Here is a 16277-nt window from a genome sequence, read left to right as displayed (position 1 = left end):
GGCCACCGAGCCCATCGCGATCATCGGTATGGCCTGCCGTTTCCCCGGCGGCGTCGAATCGCCGGAAGAGCTGTGGGCGCTGGTCGACGAGGGCCGGGACGCCATCGGCCCGTTCCCCGACGACCGGGGCTGGGACCTGAGCACCCTGTACGACCCCGAACCCGGCAAGCCCGGCAAGAGCTACGTCCGCCACGGCGGGTTCCTGCACGACGCCGCGCTGTTCGACCCCGAGTTCTTCGGCGTCAGTCCGCGCGAGGCACTCACCATGGACCCCCAGCAACGGCTGCTGCTGGAGATCACCTGGGAGTCGATGGAACGGGCCGGCCTCGACCCGGTGTCGCTGCGCGGCAGCCGCACCGGTGTGTTCGCCGGCGCGATGTACCACGACTACGGCATCACCAGCAGCGACGGCAGCCTCGTCTCCGGCCGGGTCGCCTACACCCTCGGCCTGGAGGGCCCGGCGGTCACCGTCGACACGGCCTGCTCCTCGTCGCTGGTGGCACTCCAGTGGGCGTCACAGGCCCTGCGGTCGGGGGAGTGCACCCTCGCCCTGGCCGGCGGCGTCAGTGTGATGGCCACCCCCGAGACGTTCATCGAGTTCAGCGAGCAGCGCGGCCTCTCGCCCGACGGCCGCTGTCGCTCCTTCGCCGGCTCCGCCGACGGCACCGGCTGGAGCGAGGGCGCGGGCGTCCTGCTGCTGGAGAAGCTGTCCGACGCCCGCCGCAACGGGCACCCCGTGCTGGCCGTCGTACGCGGTACGGCCGTCAACCAGGACGGGGCGTCCAACGGCTTCAGCGCGCCCAACGGCCCCTCCCAGCGCCGGGTGATCCAGCAGGCGCTCACCGCGGCCGGGCTGACCCCCGCCGACGTCGACGTCATGGAGGGGCACGGCACCGGCACCTCGCTCGGTGACCCGATCGAGGCGCAGGCGCTGCTGGCCACGTACGGGCAGAACCGCGAAGAGCCCCTGTGGCTGGGGTCGATCAAGTCGAACATCGGTCACCCGCAGGCCGCCGCCGGAGTCGCGGGCGTCATCAAGATGGTCGAGGCCATCCGGCACGGCCGGCTGCCGCGAACCCTGCACGTCGACGAGGCGTCGCCGCAGGTGGACTGGGAGGCCGGCAACGTCCGCCTGCTCACCGAGGCACAGGCATGGCCCGACACCGGCCGTCCGCGCCGCGCCGCCGTCTCCTCGTTCGGCGTCAGCGGCACCAACGCCCACGTCATCATCGAGCAGGCGGACGCCCCGTCAGAACCGGTCACGCCGCGCCCGGCCTCCGTGGCGCCCGTACCGCTGCCGCTGTCCGCCAGGACCGAAACCGCCCTGCGTGCCCAGGCCCGGCAGCTCGCCGCACACCTCCGCGCCACCCCCGGTCTCGACCTCGTGGACGTGGGCCACACCCTGGCCACCACGCGCGCCGGGCTCGGCCGCCGGGCCGTCGTGGTCGGCCGCGACCGTACGGAGACACTCGCCGCGCTGGACGCGCTGGCACAGGACGCCCCCCTCGGAGCCGCCGCCCGCACGACCGGGCTGACCGCCTTCCTGTTCACCGGACAGGGCAGCCAGCGGCTCGGCATGGGCCGGGAACTGCACGAGGCGTTCCCCGTGTTCGCGCACGCCTTCGACGAGGTGTGCGCGCAGCTCGACCCCGCGGTGCGCGAGGTCGTGTGGGGCGACGAGGAGGCCCTCGCCCGTACGGAGTTCACCCAGCCGGCCATCTTCGCCGTCCAGGTGGCGCTGTACCGGCTGTACGAGTCCTGGGGCGTACGGCCCGACTTCGTGGCCGGTCACTCCATCGGCGAGCTGGCCGCCGCACACGTCGCCGGCGTGTTCTCCCTGCCGGACGCCGCCGCGCTGATCACGGCGCGCGGCCGGCTGATGGGCGCGCTGCCGCCCGGCGGCGCGATGGTGGCCGTCGAGGCCACCGAGGAGGAAGTCCTCCCGCTGCTGGGGGAGGGCGTCGGCATCGCCGCCGTCAACGGTCCGACCTCCGTGGTGCTCTCCGGTACCGAGGACGCCGTCACCGCCGCCGTGGAGCGCCTCGGCGAGCGCAGGACCAACCGGCTGAAGGTCTCGCACGCCTTCCACTCGCCGTCGATGGACCCGATGCTGGAGGACTTCCGCCGGGTCGCCGAAGGCGTGACCTACACCGAGCCGCGGGTGCCGGTCGTCTCGGCGGGCGAGGTGACCGACCCGGACCACTGGGTGCGGCACGTACGCGAGGCCGTGCGGTTCGCCGACGCGGTGGCCCGCCTGGAGGCCGAGGGCGTCACCCGCTACCTGGAACTGGGGCCCGACGGCGTCCTGACCGCCATGGCCCGTCAGTGCCTCACCACCACCGCCGACACCGCCGTGCTGGTGCCGGCCCTGCGCCGGCGCGAGCCCGAGCCGGTCGCCGCCCTCACCGCCCTGGGCCGCCTGCACACCGCGGGACTGCGCGTCGACTGGGCAGGCGTCTTCGACGGACGCGGCGCACGCCGCACCGACCTGCCCACCTACCCCTTCCAGCGCGCCCGCTACTGGCTCGACAAGCGCGGCCTCGGCGGCGACGTCACCTCCGCCGGCCTGGGCCGGCCCGACCACCCGCTGCTCGGCGCGATGGTGCAGCTGCCCGGCACCGACGGTGTGGTGTTCACCGGACGGCTCTCCGCCGGAGCCCACCCCTGGCTGTCCGACCACACCGTGGCCGGCTCCGTCCTGCTGCCCGGCACCGCCTACGTGGACCTGGCCGTACGGGCCGGTGACCAGGTGGGCTGCCGCCGGATCGAGGACCTCGCCCTGGGCGTGCCGCTGATCCTGCCCGAACACGGCGGAGTGCACATCCAGGTCGCGGTCGAGGCGCCCGACGCCTCGGGACGCCGCCCGGTGTCCGTGTACTCCCGCGCCGACGACGCCCCGCTCGACCGCGAATGGGTCCGGCACGCCCAGGGCACCCTGGCCCCCGCCGGGGCCGAGCCGCCCGCGGAAGCGGCCGGCTGGCCGCCGCGCGACGCCGAAGCCCTGCGGGCCGACGGGCTCTACGAGCGGCTGGAGTACGGGCCGACGTTCCACGGACTGCGCTCGGCGTGGCGGCGCGGCGACGACGTGTTCGCCGAGATCAGCCTGCCGGAAGGCGTCGACGCCACCGGCTACGGCCTGCACCCCGCCCTGCTCGACTCGGCGCTGCACGCGCTCGACCTGGTCGACGAGGACGCGAAACTGCTCCCGTTCGCCTGGTCGGACGTCACCGTGCACGCCGAGGGCGCCACGACCGCGCGGGTCCACCTGAACATGCGGGGCGACGAGGCGGTGGCGCTGGAACTGACCGACGTCACGGGACGCCCCGTCGCGTCCGTCGGCACGGTGGCACTGCGGCCCTTCACCGCCGACGACCTCGCGTCGGCCCAGGTCCACGTCGCGGACGCCCTGTTCCGCGTGGAATGGGTCCCGGCGACGGCCGGCCAGACGCCCGCCGACGCCTCCGGGGCGGTCGTCCACCACTGCCCGCCGACGGCCGGCGACACCCCCTCCGCGGTGCGCGCGGTGACGGCCGGCGTGCTCGCGGCCGTCCAGCAGGCCCTCGACGACGACACCCTCCTCGTCGTCGTCACCGACGGCGCCACCGACGGCACCGACCTCGGCCATGCCGCGGTCCAGGGACTGGTCCGCGCCGCCGAGGCGGAGAACCCCGGCCGTTTCGTCCTGGTCGACACCGACGCCCCCGTCGAGCCGGACACCCTCGTGGCATACGGCGAGCCCGAACTGCGCGTCCGCGACGGCGAGGTGCTGGTGCCCCGGCTGGCCCGCGTGCCGCTCGGCGAGGACACCACCGCCGACGAGGACACCACCGCCGGTGAGGACCCCGTCTGGGACACCGGACGGACCGTCCTGATCACCGGCGGAACCGGCGCCCTCGGCGCGGCCGTCGCCCGCCACCTCGTCACCCGGCACGGAGTGCGGCACCTGCTGCTGACCGGCCGCCGGGGCCCACAGGCCCCGGGAGCCGCCGAACTCACCGCGGAACTCACCGAGTTGGGCGCCGAGGTCGAGGTGGCCGCCTGCGACGCGGCCGACCGCGACGCGCTGGCCGCACTGCTCGAAGGCCGGACCCTCGGCGGGGTCGTGCACGCGGCCGGCGTACTGGACGACGGCGTGATCGCCTCGCTGACGCCCGAGCGCGTCGACCGGGTGCTGCGCCCGAAGGTCGACGCGGCATGGCACCTGCATGAACTCACCCGCGACCAGGGACTGAGCGCGTTCGTGCTCTTCTCGTCCGTCGCCGGTGTCCTCGGTTCCCCGGGACAGGGCAACTACGGCGCCGCCAACGCCTTCCTCGACGCCCTCGCACGCCACCGGCACGCCGCCGGACTCCCCGCCCTGTCGCTGGCCTGGGGACCGTGGGCCGGGGGCGGCATGGCGGACGGTCTCGACCAGGGCGGCCTGAGCACCCTGGCCCCCGCGGAGGGCCTCGCGCTGTTCGACGCCGCCGCCGGCGCCGAAGAGCCCGCGGTGGTACCCGTACGGTTCGACCCGGCGGCCTTCGACACGCCCCCGCCGCTGCTGCGCGGCGTCGTCCGCGGCCGGGCGCGCCGCGTACTGGACGCCGGTGCGCCCGCGACCGACACCCTGCTGCGGCGGCTGGCCGGGCTCGACGACGAGGAACGCGTCGCCGAACTCGTCGGCATCGTCCGCTCCCAGGGCGCCGCCGTCCTGCGGCACGCCGGAGCCGACGCCGTCGACCCCGACCGCACCTTCCGCGACCTCGGGTTCGACTCCCTCACCGCGATCGAACTGCGCAACCTGCTGGGCGCCGTCACCGGACTGCGCCTGCCCGCCACCCTGGTCTTCGACTACCCGACCCCCGTCGACCTGGCCCGGCACCTCCTGGCGGAGCTGTCCGGAGCCGTACCGCGGACGTCCGTCGTCTCCGCCGCGGCCGCCGCGGACGACGACCCGATCGTCATCGTCGCCATGGCCTGCCGCTACCCGGGCGGCGTGGACTCGCCCGAAGGGCTGTGGACGCTCGTCGACGAGGGCGTCGACGCCATCTCGGAGTTCCCCGCCGACCGCGGCTGGGACGTCGAGGGCATTTACGACCCCGAACCGGGCAAGCCCGGCAGGACCTATGTGCGCGACGGCGGGTTCCTGCACGACGCCGCCGAGTTCGACCCGGACTTCTTCGGCATCAGCCCGCGCGAGGCCCGTGACATGGACCCGCAGCAGCGGCTGCTCCTGGAGGTGTCCTGGGAGGCGCTGGAGCGGGCCGGGATCGTCCCCGCCACGCTGAAGGGCAGCCCCACCGGGGTGTTCGCGGGCGTCATGTACTACGACTACGCCGGCGGCACCGGCGGCGGCAGCCTCGTGACGGGCCGCGTCGCCTACACCCTCGGCCTCGAAGGCCCCGCGGTGACCGTGGACACGGCCTGCTCCTCGTCGCTGGTCGCCCTGCACTGGGCGGCGCAGGCGCTGCGCACGGGCGAGTGCTCCCTGGCGCTCGTCGGCGGTGTGACCGTCATGGCGACGCCGCAGACGTTCATCGACTTCAGCGAGCAGCGCGGCCTGGCCGCCGACGGACGCTCCAAGTCCTTCTCGTCCACCACCGACGGCACCTCCTGGGGCGAGGGCGCCGGCGTCCTCGTGGTCGAGCGGCTGTCGCGGGCACGCGCGAACGGGCACCCCGTCCTGGCGGTGGTCCGGGGCAGCGCCCTGAACCAGGACGGCGCCAGCAACGGCCTCACCGCCCCCAACGGGCCGTCGCAGCAGCGGGTGATCCGCCAGGCGCTGGCGAACGCCGGTCTGGCGGCGGCGGACGTGGACGCCGTCGAGGCACACGGCACGGGCACGACACTGGGCGACCCGATCGAGGCCCAGGCGCTGCTCGCCACCTACGGCCAGGACCGTCCCGAGGGCCGCCCGCTGTGGCTGGGCTCGGTCAAGTCGAATCTGGGGCACACCCAGGCGGCGGCCGGCGTGGCCGGAATCATCAAGATGGTGCAGGCCATGCGGCACGCGAAACTGCCCAGGACCCTGCACGTGGCGGAGCCGACCCCGCAGGTGGACTGGGAGGCCGGCGACGTCCGGCTGCTCACCGAGGCGCAGGAGTGGCCCGACGACGGCCGCCCGCGCCGCGCGGGAGTGTCCTCGTTCGGCATCAGCGGAACGAACGCCCACGTGATCATCGAGGCGGCCCCGACGGCCGAGGACGAGCCCGGCGAGCGCCGGGAACTGCCCCTCGCCCCGATCGCCGTCTCGGCGAAGTCCCCCGAGGCACTGCGGGCCCAGATCGAGCGGATCAGCGCGTTCGCGGCGGACCACGACCCGCTCGACGTGGCGTACTCCGCGGCGACCGGGCGCGCCACGCTCGAACACCGTGCGGTGCTCCTGGGCTCGGAGGTGATCACCGAGGTCGGCGGCGACGGCAGGCTGGCGTTCCTGTTCACCGGCCAGGGCAGCCAGCGCCTGGGCATGGGACGGGAGCTGTACGACGTCTTCCCCGTCTTCGCGGCGGCGTTCGACGAGGCGTGCGAGGCGACCGGGCTGCCGCTCAAGGACGTGGTGTGGGGCGACGAAGAGGCCCTGCACCGGACCGCGTACACCCAGCCCGCGATCTTCGCCCTGGAGGTCGCCCTCTACCGCCTGGTGCGGTCCTGGGGGATCAAACCGGACTTCCTGGCCGGACACTCGATCGGCGAACTCGCGGCGGCCCACGTGGCGGGGGTCTTCGACCTCCAGGACGCGGCCCGCCTGGTGGTGGAACGGGGCCGGCTGATGCAGGCGCTGCCGCCCGGCGGCGCGATGGTGGCGATCCAGGCCACGGAGGAGGAGGTCACCCCGCTGCTCACGGCGGACGCGGGCCTCGCGGCCGTCAACAGCCCCTCCTCGGTGGTCGTCTCGGGCGCCGAGGACGCGGTGACGGCGATCGCCGAGCACTTCACCGACCGCAAGAAGAGCCGTCTGACCGTCTCGCACGCCTTCCACTCGCCCCTGATGGACCCGATGCTGGCGGACTTCCGCGAGGTCGCCGAGAGCGTCACCTACCACGAGCCGGAGATCAGGCTCGTCAAGGACGTGGCGTCGGCCGCGTACTGGGTGGGGCACGTGCGCGACGCGGTCCGCTTCGCCGACGACGTCAGCCGGCTGCACGACGAGGGCGTCACACGGTTCCTGGAGATCGGCCCGGACGGCGTCCTGACCGCCATGACACAGCAGAACGTCGAGGGCACGACCGCAGCCGCCCTGCGCCGCGACCGCCCCGAGACGGAGAGCCTGTTCACCTCGGTGGCACGCCTGTACGCCGGGGGAGTGCCGGTCGACTGGAGCGCCGTCCTCGCCGGGCGCGGTGCGCGGCGCGTCGATCTGCCCACCTACCCCTTCCAGCACACTCCGTACTGGGTGACCGAGGAGCCCAAGGCCGTCGCCGGACTCGACCTGGTCGAGCACCCGCTGCTGACCGCGAAGGTCGTGCTGCCGGACACCGGCGGAGCCGTGTTCACCGGGCGGCTCTCCCTCGACACCCACCCGTGGCTCGCCGACCACGACGTGCTGGGCACCCTGCTGCTGCCCGGCACCGGACTCGTCGAACTGGCCCTGCAGGCCGCCGAACAGGTGGACTGCGCGGCGATCGACGAACTGACCCTCGAAGCGCCCCTCGTCGTCCCCGAGAAGGGCGGGGTCGCGGTGCGGATCGTGGTCGGCGGTCCTGACGGCTCCGACGCGCGTACCGTCGAGATCTACTCGTCCCTCGACGACGAGACCTGGACCCGCAACGCGACCGGTGCCATCGCCCCGGCCGGCGGACCGCCGGCCGGCGACCTGAGCGTCTGGCCGCCGGAGGGCGCCACCCCGCTCCCGGTGGAGGGCGCCTACGAGCGGCTGCTCGCCCGCGGTTACGACTACGGGCCGACCTTCCAGGGCCTGAAGGCGGCCTGGCGGCGCGGCGCCGACGAGGTGTTCGCCGAGGTCGCGCTCCCCGAGGACGCGGACGCGGCCCGGTTCGGACTGCACCCGGCGCTCCTGGACGCGGCGATGCACGTCGGGCTGATCGAGGACGGCGAGGACGAGGCACCGGAACTGCCCTTCTCCTGGAACGGCGTCACGCTCCACCGGGCCGGCGCCTCGGCACTGCGCGTCCGGCTGGCGCGCACCGAGGGGGAGGACGGCTCGACGGTGCTGGTCGCCGACTCGACCGGCGCGCCCGTCCTCACCGTGGACGTCCTGGCCGCCAGGCCCGTCTCGGTCGAGCAACTGCGGGCCGGCGGCGACCACCGCGAGTCGCTGTTCACCGTGGCCTGGACCCCGGCCGCCGCTCGGTCCGTACCGCAGACGCCGTTCGTGGTGTACGAGGCCCCGCGGGCCGAGGGCGACACACCCGAGGCCGTCCGCACGGTCACCGACGCGGTGCTGGCGCGGATCCAGGAGTGGCTCGCGCTGGAGCACGGCGGCGACGAGAAACTCGCCGTCGTCACCCGCCGCGCGGTACCGGCCGAGGGCACGGCCGTCGACCTGGGGCAGGCGCCCGTATGGGGCCTGGTCCGGGCCGCCGAGGCGGAGAACCCCGGCCGGTTCGTCCTGGTCGACCTCGACGACGAGGCCACCGTCCCGCCCTTCGTGGACGAGCCCGAGATCGCGGTCAGGGCCGGCGAGATACTCGTCCCGAGGTTCGCCCGCGTTCCCGCCGCGGCCGTCGACGAGGCGCGCAGCCCCTGGGACCCGGCGGCGACGGTGCTCGTCACGGGCGGCACCAGCGGTCTGGGTGCCCTGGTCGCCCGGCACCTGGTGACCACGCACGGCGTACGGCGGCTGGTCCTCACCAGCCGCCGGGGCGGGAGCGCCCCCGGTGCGGCCGAACTGCGCGCCGAACTGGCGGCCCACGGAGCACGCGTCGACATCGAGGCGTGCGACGTGGCCGACCGCGCCGCGGTGGCCGCGGTCCTGGCCCGGCATCCCGTCGACGCGGTCGTGCACGCGGCCGGCGTCGTGGACAACGGCCTGGTCCGGGGACTGACGCCGGAGCGCATGGCGACGGTCCTGCGGCCCAAGGTGGACGGCGCCTGGAACCTGCACGAGCTCACGGCCGACCGCGAACTGTCGGCGTTCGTACTGTTCTCGTCGCTCGGCGGTTCCCTGCTGGCCGCCGGACAGGGCAACTACGCCGCGGCCAACGTGTTCCTCGACGCGCTCGCCGAGCACCGCCACCGGGCCCGACTGCCCGCGACGTCACTGGCGTTCGGGCTGTGGGAGGCCGAGACCGGACTCGGCGAGCTGGAGGAGGCCGACCTGCACCGGATGCGGCGCATGGGCCTGCCCGCCCTGTCCCAGGAGGAGGGCCTGGCGCTCCTGGACGACGCACTGCGTACGCCGGAGCCCGCGCCGGCGCCGTTCCACCTGGACACGGCGGTCCTGCGGACCCGTGACGCCGACCGGATCCCGGCCCTGCTGCGCGGCCTGGTGCGTGCCCAGCGCCGCCGCGCAGGCGGCCCCGTCACCGCAGGCGGCGGGGACGACGGCGCGGAGCTGCGGCGCACGCTGGCGGCCCAGCCGGACGACGTCGAACGCGACCGCGTCCTGGTGGACCTGGTCCGCGCCCAGGTCGCGACGGTGCTCGGCCACGCCGACGCCGACGCGATCCGGCCCGACCGGGCGTTCAAGGACCTCGGCTTCGACTCGCTCACCGCCGTGGAACTGCGCAACGGCCTGCGGTCGGCGACCGGGCTGAAACTGCCCGCCACCCTCGTCTTCGACCACCCGACGCCCGCCGCGGTCGCCGACGAGCTGCGCGCGCGGCTGACCGGCGACCCGGAGCCCGCCGGCGCGCCGCTGGAAGCGCAACTGGCGCACCTGGAGGAGCTCCTGACGTCGGCGACACCGGACGCCGAGGCATACGGCAGGGTCGCCGACCGGCTGCGCGCACTGACGGCCGGCTGGCTCGAGACCCACCGGCCGACCGAGAACGAGGAAGCGGATCTGGACTCGCTCTCGGCAGACGAACTGTTCGACGTCCTCGACGACGAACTGGACACACGGTCCTCGCGGTAGACGCGCCAGGGACCGGACCATCAAGGATAAAAAGGGGAACCACCTCATGACCACCGAAGCGACCGACCGGCACCAAGAGGCCGAAGAGGCCCTGATGGGGCTTCTCATGCCGCCCCACCCCATCGACCCGTTCCCCTTCTACGAGACGCTCCAGTCGGTGAACCGGGTCCACAACAGCACCGGCCTCGGGGTGTGGGCGCTGTCCGGACACGCCGAGATCACCGAGTTCCTGAAGCGGCCCGACGTGCACAGCGGCGCCCGGATCGCCGGGCAGATGCGCCCGGACTGGGCCGACCACTCCTCGCTGCGCCTCTACCTGAAGTCGATGGTCACCCTCAACCAGCCCGACCACAGCCGGGTCCGCGTCCTGGCCAGCCGGGTCTTCACCCCCAGCAAGATCAAGACGATGCAGCCCGCGGTGGAGCGGCTGACCCGCAACCTCATCGAGGGTCTCGCCGAGCGGTCGGCCGGCGGGGAGGCCGTCGACCTCGTCGAGCACCTGGCCACGCCCTTCCCGGTCGCGGTCATCTGCGAGATGCTCGGCATGCCCTTCGAGGACGGCGAGCGCCTCTGGGCCCTGGCCGACGACTGGTCGCAGGTGTTCGCCGGCATGTTCCCCGAGGAGGTCCTCGCGACCGCCGACGCCGCGGCCGACGAGCTGTCCGCCTACTTCCGCGCGGAGATCAACGCACGGCGCACCAACCCGCGCGACGACCTGCTGACCGGCCTGGTGAAGGAGTCCGACGGCGGCCGCCTCGACGAGGAGGAGCTCATCGCGCTCGTCCTCTTCCTGTTCACCGCGGGCTTCTCGGCCACCACCAACCTCATCGCGGCCGGCGTGGCCGGGCTCCTGGACCACCCCGACGAGCTGGCCCGCTGGCGTGAGGACCGGAGCATCACGCCCACGGCCATCGAGGAGCTGCTCCGCTACAGCACGCACAACACCGCGTCGAGCCGGTTCACCACGCAGCCGGTCACCATCGGTGACACGGAGATCCCCGAGGGCGTCCTCGTGCTGGCCCTGCTGGCCGCCGCCAACCGTGACCCGCTGCGGTTCCCCGACCCGCACCGTCTGATCCTGACCCGCGAGGACGGCCCCCACCTGAGCCTGAGCGCCGGAGCGCACTACTGCTTCGGCGGCACGCTCGCCAAGATGGAGGCCATGGAACTCTTCCCGGCACTGATGGACGCGTTCCCGAAGATCGAGCTGGCCTCGGCGCCCGAGCGCCGCGGCGTCATGGGCCTGACCAGCTACGCCACGCTCCCCCTGAGCCTCGGCCGCTGACCGTCTTCCGTCACCGGGGAAACCCGCGGTACCCGTAGCAACCGCAGAACGAAGAGTCCCCGCGCGATCGTCGCGCGGGGACTCTTCTGTCACGCAGGGGCGGTTCTCACTCCGCGGCGGGAGCGGGAACGGCCTCGGGCCTGGTCTCGGCCTCTACCTCGGCCTCGCTCTTGGGTCCGGCGGCGGGCGCCGCGTCGCTGCCGGGGGCCTTCACCCGGCGCATGAGCAGCACGGTCCCGACGGCGCCCGCCAGCATGACCACGCTGCCCGCAACGGCGGCGATGTTCACGCCGTCGGTGAAGGCTTCCGCCGCGGCGTCCAGCAGGGGCCGGCCGGTTTCCGAGGGAAGGTGCTGGGCCACCTCCGCCGCGCCCCCGAGCGACCCCTCGGCGGCGTCGGCGGCCTCGGACGGGAGCCCCTTCGTCGAGTCGGCGATCTCGTTGGTGTAGACGGCGGCGCCGATGCTGCCGAGGATCGCGACGCCCAGCGCCCCGCCGAGCTGGTTCGCCGTCTCCGGCAGCGCGGCGGCCGCCCCCACGCGCTCGGGCGGAGCCGCCGAGACGATCAGGTCCGCCGTCATGGGCATCGCGAGACCCACCCCGGCCGACACCACGGACGAGCCGATGACCGCGAGGGCCAGCGGCGAATCGGTGCGCAGCTGCGTCATGATCGCGAATCCCACCGCCGCGACGACCAGGCCGGCGGCGATGATGTGCCCGGGACGGATCGTCTTGGCCAGGGGGGCGACGACCGAGGTGGTCACCACCACCGCCAACGGGGCGGGCAGGGTCCACAGACCGGCCTCCAGCGGACTCAGCCCGTACACCAGCTGCACCCACTGGGTGGCGAAGAACAGGAAGCCGACCAGCGCGAACATGGCCACCACGTTGACGCCGACGGACGTGCTGAACCCGCGGTTGCGGAACATGCCCAGGTCGATCAGCGGGTTGGCGGCGGAACGCTGGCGCATGACGAACAGCACGCCCAGAGCGATCCCGACGGCCATGACGGCCACGTTCTCGTAGGTGAGGCCGTCGGCGGCGAGTTCCTTGATGCCGTAGACGATCGGGAGCACGGTGGCCAGGGACAGCACGGCACCGAGGAGGTCGAAGCGGCCGGCGTCGGGAGCGCGGTACTCCGGCAGGAGCAGGGGACCCAGGACGAGGATCAGCACCGTGACCGGGATGTTGATGAGGAAGACCGACCCCCACCAGAAGTGCTCCAGCATGAACCCCGACACGACAGGGCCGACCGCTGCGCCGCCGGACAGGCCCGCCGTCCACAGCGCGATGGCGGTACGGCGCTGGCCGGGATCGCGGAACATGTTGCTGATCAGCGCGAGGGTGGACGGCGCGAGCACGGCACCGGAGACACCGAGGACGGCGCGCGCGACGATCAGGAGGAGGGAACTGTCCGCGTAGGCGGCGGCCAGGGAGGAGGCACCGAACACGAAGGCGCCGATCATCAGCAGCAGCCGGCGGCCGATCCGGTCGCCGAGGGTGCCCATCGTGAGGAGCAGTCCCGCCAGCATGAACGCGTAGATGTCCACGATCCACAGCTGCTCTGTGGCGCTCGGTTCCAGCGTCGCGCTGAGGAAGGGCAGCGCGAAGTACAGCACGGTCATGTCCATCGACATCAGAAGGACGGGGACGATGAGGACGGCTAGGCCGACCCACTCCCTTGCGCTCGCTCGGTCGTGACTCACGGACTCGACTCCAGATCTGTGTAAGTCGTTACGAGTCGGCCCGGGAGGCGGAGCGCGCCCCGGCCGACGTGGGGGACCTGCCCGACGACCTGATCGGACGGTGCGAGCCGGCCTGGACACGAGTGATCAAGCTGTTCGAACGGCACGGCACCCGCCGGTCGGGGCCGTCCGGTTCGACGTTCTCTCATGGTTCTCGACCGGCGGGTCATGCGTCGAAGCGCCCCCGGCGCACAGGGACGTGCACGGCGGGGGCGCTACGGATCAGGGGCGGCCGTCCGACAGCGCGGCGGCCTCCCGGGCCAGCCGGGCCCGGTCCACCTTGTTGTTGGCGTTCAGCGGGAACTCCGCCACGTGCAGGAACGCCTTGGGCAGCATCGCGTCGGGGAGGTGGGCGGACAGCGACTGGCGCAGCGCCGCCGCCGGGACCCGCTCACCGGTGTAGTAGAGGACCAGTTCCAGCCCGCCGTTCGGCGCCGGACGGGTCACGGCGGCGGCGTTCTGCACGCCCGGGTACTGCCGGACCTCGTGGTCGATCTCGGCCAGTTCGACCCGGAAGCCCTGGATCTGGACCTGGGCGTCGAGGCGGCCCAGATAGACCAGCTCACCGTCGGCCAGTTGCCGTACCCGGTCGCCCGTCCGGTACCAGCGGCGGCCGTCCCGCTCCAGGAACCGGCCCCGGTCGTCCTCGGGGTCCAGGTAACCGAGCGTCATCTGCGGCCCGGCGATGCACAGTTCGCCCTCCGTCGCCGACTCGGTGCCCTCGTCGAGCAGCAGGTGGTCGTGGCCCTCGTGCACCCGGCCGATCGGGACGACCCCGTTCACCGCCAGCTCCGGTGAGGTGTCCGGGGACCAGCGGTGCCCGGTGATGGTCACGGTGCCCTCGGTCGGCCCGTACAGGTTCTCGATCTTCGACTGGGGTGCGGCGACCTGCCAGGCGGCGGCGTCCTCGCACAGCAGCGCCTCGCCCGCGAAGAAGCTCCACCGCAGGGTGGGCATCGACCCGGGGGTCAGACCGCCCATCCGCTCTATGAAGGAGATGCCGCTGGGGGTGGAGAACCACACGGTCATCTGCCGCTCGGTGAAGAACGCCGGCAGGTCCCGGTGGGCGGCCGGGGGAACGGCGTGCAGCGCGGCCCCGCTGCCCCAGGCGCAGAACATCTCGAACATCGCGCAGTCGAAGTTGAGGCCGACGTTCTGGCAGAACACGTCGTCGGGGCCGAAGTCGTAGCGCTTGTCCAGCAGGGTGAAGTAGTGGTCGTTGGCCGCGTGCGTGATCGGCACGCCCTTGGGGCGGCCCGTCGAACCCGAGGTGAAGAGCACGTACGCGACGTCGGACGGCTGCACGGCCACCGGCGTGTCCAGTGCGAGGGCGGGCGCGGACTCGTCCAGGACGGGCAGGTCCAGTCCGGTCTCCGCGAGCGCGGTCCGGCCGACCGGGTCGGCGATGACCGAGGAGACACCGGCGGCGACGAGCATCCGGCGGGTCCGCTCGGCCGGGAAGCGCGGGTTGAGGGGTACGACCGTGAGGCCGGCGTACATCGCCGCCAGGATCCCTACGTACGCGAACGGGCTCTTGTCCGCCAGGACGGCCACGGCCCGCTGCGGCTGCGGGGCCATGGTCAGCAGCGCCCCCGCCCTGCGCAGCGCCAGTTCGTGCATCGCCTCGTACGTCAGGCTCTCGGCGTCCACGCGGACCGCGGTCCGGCCCGGCGACAGCTCCAGGCCGCGCAGAAAACGTTCGTGCAGACCGCGTCCGGAGACGGCAGATTCGATCATTGTCCTTGCTCCGCGGGAAGAAAAGGGGTGGATAGGGGTGCCGACCCGTACGGCGTGAGGCTTACGTTGGCCGCGAAGTCGACTATTCGGCGAACGCCGCCAGAAACACGGGAGCACGTATGTGGGACAATTCTTTCGAGGAAATTCTGCGCAAGAATCTTCCTCTCCTTGAACCGGAGGACGAGCTCACCGCCGACCTGAGCCTGCGTGATCACGGACTCGATTCCATGGGAATGGTCGCGACACTGTCCGCGCTGGAGTCCGCGTACGGTGTGCGTTTCGTCGACGACGCTCTCGGCCTCGACAACTTCGCCACCCCCGCGACCCTCTGGAAGACCCTGTCGGACATGCGCTGACCCGGTGTCCGTCCGGGCTATGCGATCGTGCTGCGCCGGCGCGGTCGCATAGCCGTGTCCGGCCGCACCGCCACGACCTTGAACGCGTCGGTCATGACCTCCACCCGGCCCCACAGGGCGTCGTGCCCGGCCACGTGCACCTTCTCGACGCCCAGGCCCTTGAGGGTCTCGGTCACGAGGGGCCACCGCACCGTGCGGGTCACCGCGTTCAGCAGCAGCGACCGTACGCCGTCCGCCGTGCGCACCAGTGATCCGTCGTGGTCCGACACGATGACGGTGCCGGGATCGGAGAACGGGGCCTTCGCGACGATCTCGGTCTCGATCTCCTCGCGCAGGTCCTGGAAGAGCGCCGAGTGCATCGGGGGCCGCATGACGTACAGCGGCAGGCCGCCCGCCGCCCGCAGCCGCTTCTCCAGCCACTCCACCGTCTCCTCGCGCACCGACAGCATGTGGAAGTCGTGGTCGACGTGGCAGGCCACCTCGTTCCACTCGCCGCGCGCGTCCAGCTCGGCACGGATCTCGCCGAGCCGGTCGACGGGGACGCGCGCGAACGACTGGGTGACGATGTCGCGGTGCCGCCGGGCGAAATAGGCGTCCACCCGACGGCCCCAGTCGACGGTCAGCGTGACGGCCTCGGCGAACGGCAGCGACCCGGACTGCACCGCCGCCGGGATGCCGCCGAAGCTGGCGCCGGCGCAGGCGAGGGGTGCCTCGTCCTGCTCGGCGACCGCGCACTCGGCCAGCGCCAGGCAGGAGACCAGGAAAGCGAGGCGCGTCGGCTCGGGGTACGCCCCCTGGTCGCCCCGGGTCTCGGCCTCCCGGTACCGGTCCACCAGGGAGTACCCCAGTGCCCGGTCCGCCTCGGCGACGAACCGGCGTGCCACGGGATGGGCCACCAGAAAACGCGCCAATTCGGCGAACCGCGTCGGGCCGATTCCGGGAAAGATAATCGCCGACATATTCTCGCCCTCTCTGTCTGTCACGTCCGGGGCCTGTCGTCTTGAAAGCCAGACGGCTCGATCCTACTGTTTCCGGACCAGTCTTGTTGCCCCCTCATGACGGCATAACCCCTAAGGCCCCCTAGTTCGACGGTGATCGGCCAGGGGTTCTTGTGGGGTGTAAAAACACCCTGTTAGAAAC

At 73.0% G+C, this 16277-nt stretch carries 5 protein-coding genes and 1 pseudogene; 3 read left to right on the top strand and 3 right to left on the bottom strand.

The genetic code is table 11. The features are described from left to right. Position 1: 1 nt before the first annotated feature. Positions 2-10015: pseudogene (locus ACFYXC_RS15095) on the top strand (SDR family NAD(P)-dependent oxidoreductase); the annotation flags it as partial. A gap of 46 nt (positions 10016-10061) precedes the next feature. After that, entirely contained in the window at positions 10062-11300 is a 1239-nt protein-coding gene (locus ACFYXC_RS15090; RefSeq protein ID WP_388906972.1) for a cytochrome P450, read from the top strand. Between the two features lie 106 nt (positions 11301-11406). On the opposite strand, the gene ACFYXC_RS15085 is transcribed toward ACFYXC_RS15090, so the two are convergent. Both ACFYXC_RS15085 and ACFYXC_RS15080 read right to left on the bottom strand, forming a co-directional pair. Beyond that, positions 11407-13005, bottom strand: a complete 1599-nt coding sequence (locus tag ACFYXC_RS15085) for an MFS transporter (protein WP_389551293.1) — start codon at positions 13003-13005, stop codon at positions 11407-11409. Between the two features lie 261 nt (positions 13006-13266). Further along, positions 13267-14781 carry an AMP-binding protein gene (locus ACFYXC_RS15080; protein WP_388906976.1) on the bottom strand — a complete coding sequence of 505 codons (1515 nt, stop codon included), beginning with the start codon at positions 14779-14781 and terminating at the stop codon, positions 13267-13269. A 119-nt stretch (positions 14782-14900) separates the two neighbouring features. On the opposite strand from ACFYXC_RS15080, the gene ACFYXC_RS15075 reads away from it, so the two are divergent. After that, positions 14901-15137: an acyl carrier protein gene (locus tag ACFYXC_RS15075; RefSeq protein WP_388906979.1), complete on the top strand. Its 237-nt coding sequence runs from the start codon at positions 14901-14903 to the stop codon at positions 15135-15137. A 17-nt stretch (positions 15138-15154) separates the two neighbouring features. On the opposite strand, the gene ACFYXC_RS15070 is transcribed toward ACFYXC_RS15075, so the two are convergent. Then, positions 15155-16096, bottom strand: a complete 942-nt coding sequence (locus ACFYXC_RS15070) for an ACP S-malonyltransferase (protein WP_389551290.1) — start codon at positions 16094-16096, stop codon at positions 15155-15157. Positions 16097-16277: the final 181 nt, after the last annotated feature.

It is taken from the genome of Streptomyces sp. NPDC002701 (assembly GCF_042889045.1).
Taxonomy (GTDB): Bacteria; Actinomycetota; Actinomycetes; order Streptomycetales; family Streptomycetaceae; genus Streptomyces.
Note: the sequence above shows the minus strand (reverse complement) of the source record. Positions and strands in the feature narration are given on the sequence as shown.

Bases quoted from the DNA above. Each gene is read 5' to 3' on its own strand.
- ACFYXC_RS15090 (WP_388906972.1), top strand. From the start codon at position 10,062: ATGACCACCGAAGCGACCGACCGGCACCAAGAGGCCGAAGAGGCCCTG.
- ACFYXC_RS15080 (WP_388906976.1), bottom strand. From the start codon at position 14,781: ATGATCGAATCTGCCGTCTCCGGACGCGGTCTGCACGAACGTTTTCTG.
- ACFYXC_RS15075 (WP_388906979.1), top strand. From the start codon at position 14,901: ATGTGGGACAATTCTTTCGAGGAAATTCTGCGCAAGAATCTTCCTCTC.
- ACFYXC_RS15070 (WP_389551290.1), bottom strand. From the start codon at position 16,096: ATGTCGGCGATTATCTTTCCCGGAATCGGCCCGACGCGGTTCGCCGAA.